Source organism: Vibrio owensii CAIM 1854 = LMG 25443 (assembly GCF_000817815.1).
In the GTDB taxonomy this organism is placed as follows: domain Bacteria; phylum Pseudomonadota; class Gammaproteobacteria; order Enterobacterales; family Vibrionaceae; genus Vibrio; species Vibrio owensii.
This window is the reverse complement of the sequence record NZ_JPRD01000034.1, coordinates 1-2,950: the sequence shown is the minus strand read 5'-3', so window position 1 is coordinate 2,950 and position 2,950 is coordinate 1. Positions and strand designations below refer to the sequence as shown.

1 rRNA gene is annotated in these 2,950 nt (G+C 51.5%); it reads left to right on the top strand.

Annotation, left to right across the window (positions count from 1 at the left end):
- Positions 1 to 28 precede the first annotated feature (28 nt).
- Positions 29 to 2,918: ribosomal RNA gene (locus H735_RS18460) — 23S ribosomal RNA — on the top strand.
- Positions 2,919 to 2,950 lie beyond the last annotated feature (32 nt).

Here is a 2,950-nt window from a genome sequence, read left to right as displayed (position 1 = left end):
ATCAACTCGAAACTCCTTCGGGTTGTATGGTTAAGTGACTAAGCGTACACGGTGGATGCCTTGGCAGTCAGAGGCGATGAAGGACGTATTAACTTGCGATAAGCCCAGATTAGGTAGTAAAAACCATTTGAGTCTGGGATTTCCGAATGGGGAAACCCACTTACATAAGTAAGTATCGCTGCGTGAATACATAGCGCAGCGAGGCGAACCGGGGGAACTGAAACATCTAAGTACCCCGAGGAAAAGAAATCAACCGAGATTCCGAAAGTAGCGGCGAGCGAAATTGGACTAGCCCTTAAGCTTTTTATGCGTCAGGTGAAACTTCTGGAAAGTTGTGCGATACAGGGTGATAGCCCCGTAACCGGCAACGCATATAAAGTGAAATCGAGTAGGGCGGGACACGTGATATCCTGTCTGAATATGGGGGGACCATCCTCCAAGGCTAAATACTACTGACTGACCGATAGTGAACCAGTACCGTGAGGGAAAGGCGAAAAGAACCCCTGTGAGGGGAGTGAAATAGAACCTGAAACCGTGTACGTACAAGCAGTAGGAGCACCTTCGTGGTGTGACTGCGTACCTTTTGTATAATGGGTCAGCGACTTATATTCAGTGGCAAGGTTAACCATCTAGGGGAGCCGTAGCGAAAGCGAGTGTTAACTGCGCGACTCAGTCGCTGGATATAGACCCGAAACCAGGTGATCTAGCCATGGGCAGGTTGAAGATTGAGTAACATCAATTGGAGGACCGAACCGACTAATGTTGAAAAATTAGCGGATGACTTGTGGCTAGGGGTGAAAGGCCAATCAAACCTGGAGATAGCTGGTTCTCCCCGAAAGCTATTTAGGTAGCGCCTCGGACGAATACTACTGGGGGTAGAGCACTGTTAAGGCTAGGGGGTCATCCCGACTTACCAACCCTTTGCAAACTCCGAATACCAGTAAGTACTATCCGGGAGACACACGGCGGGTGCTAACGTCCGTCGTGGAGAGGGAAACAACCCAGACCGCCAGCTAAGGTCCCAAATTACTACTAAGTGGGAAACGATGTGGGAAGGCTCAGACAGCCAGGATGTTGGCTTAGAAGCAGCCATCATTTAAAGAAAGCGTAATAGCTCACTGGTCGAGTCGGCCTGCGCGGAAGATGTAACGGGGCTAAGTAGTAAACCGAAGCTGCGGCAATGCACTTTGTGCATTGGGTAGGGGAGCGTTCTGTAAGCGGTTGAAGGTGTGTGGTAACGCATGCTGGACGTATCAGAAGTGCGAATGCTGACATGAGTAACGATAAAGGGGGTGAAAAACCTCCTCGCCGGAAGACCAAGGGTTCCTGTCCAACGTTAATCGGGGCAGGGTAAGTCGACCCCTAAGGCGAGGCCGAAAGGCGTAGTCGATGGGAAACGGGTTAATATTCCCGTACTTCTTACAATTGCGATGGGGGGACGGAGAAGGCTAGGTGGGCCTGGCGACGGTTGTCCAGGTTCAAGTGCGTAGGCTGAAGAGTTAGGTAAATCCGGCTCTTCTTAAGGCTGAGACACGACGTCGAGCTACTACGGTAGTGAAGTCATTGATGCCATGCTTCCAGGAAAAGCCTCTAAGCTTCAGATTGTAAGGAATCGTACCCCAAACCGACACAGGTGGTCGGGTAGAGAATACCAAGGCGCTTGAGAGAACTCGGGTGAAGGAACTAGGCAAAATGGTACCGTAACTTCGGGAGAAGGTACGCTCTTGATGGTGAAGTCCCTCGCGGATGGAGCTGACGAGAGTCGCAGATACCAGGTGGCTGCAACTGTTTATTAAAAACACAGCACTGTGCAAAATCGTAAGATGACGTATACGGTGTGACGCCTGCCCGGTGCCGGAAGGTTAATTGATGGGGTTAGACTTCGGTCGAAGCTCTTGATCGAAGCCCCGGTAAACGGCGGCCGTAACTATAACGGTCCTAAGGTAGCGAAATTCCTTGTCGGGTAAGTTCCGACCTGCACGAATGGCGTAATGATGGCCACGCTGTCTCCACCCGAGACTCAGTGAAATTGAAATCGCTGTGAAGATGCAGTGTACCCGCGGCTAGACGGAAAGACCCCGTGAACCTTTACTACAGCTTGGCACTGAACATTGACCCTACATGTGTAGGATAGGTGGGAGGCTTTGAAGCAAGTACGCCAGTATTTGTGGAGCCGTCCTTGAAATACCACCCTTGTAGTGTTGATGTTCTAACGTCGACCCCTAATCGGGGTTGCGGACAGTGCCTGGTGGGTAGTTTGACTGGGGCGGTCTCCTCCCAAAGAGTAACGGAGGAGCACGAAGGTGGGCTAATCACGGTTGGACATCGTGAGGTTAGTGCAATGGCATAAGCCCGCTTGACTGCGAGAATGACAATTCGAGCAGGTGCGAAAGCAGGTCATAGTGATCCGGTGGTTCTGAATGGAAGGGCCATCGCTCAACGGATAAAAGGTACTCCGGGGATAACAGGCTGATACCGCCCAAGAGTTCATATCGACGGCGGTGTTTGGCACCTCGATGTCGGCTCATCACATCCTGGGGCTGAAGTCGGTCCCAAGGGTATGGCTGTTCGCCATTTAAAGTGGTACGCGAGCTGGGTTTAGAACGTCGTGAGACAGTTCGGTCCCTATCTGCCGTGGGCGTTGGAAGATTGAAGGGGGCTGCTCCTAGTACGAGAGGACCGGAGTGGACGAACCTCTGGTGTTCGGGTTGTGTCGCCAGACGCATTGCCCGGTAGCTAAGTTCGGAATCGATAACCGCTGAAAGCATCTAAGCGGGAAGCGAGCCCTGAGATGAGTCTTCCCTGATACTTTAAGTATCCTAAAGGGTTGTTCGAGACTAGAACGTTGATAGGCAGGGTGTGTAAGCGTTGTGAGGCGTTGAGCTAACCTGTACTAATTGCCCGTGAGGCTTAACCATACAACACCCAAGGGGTTTTGATGGACTCAATG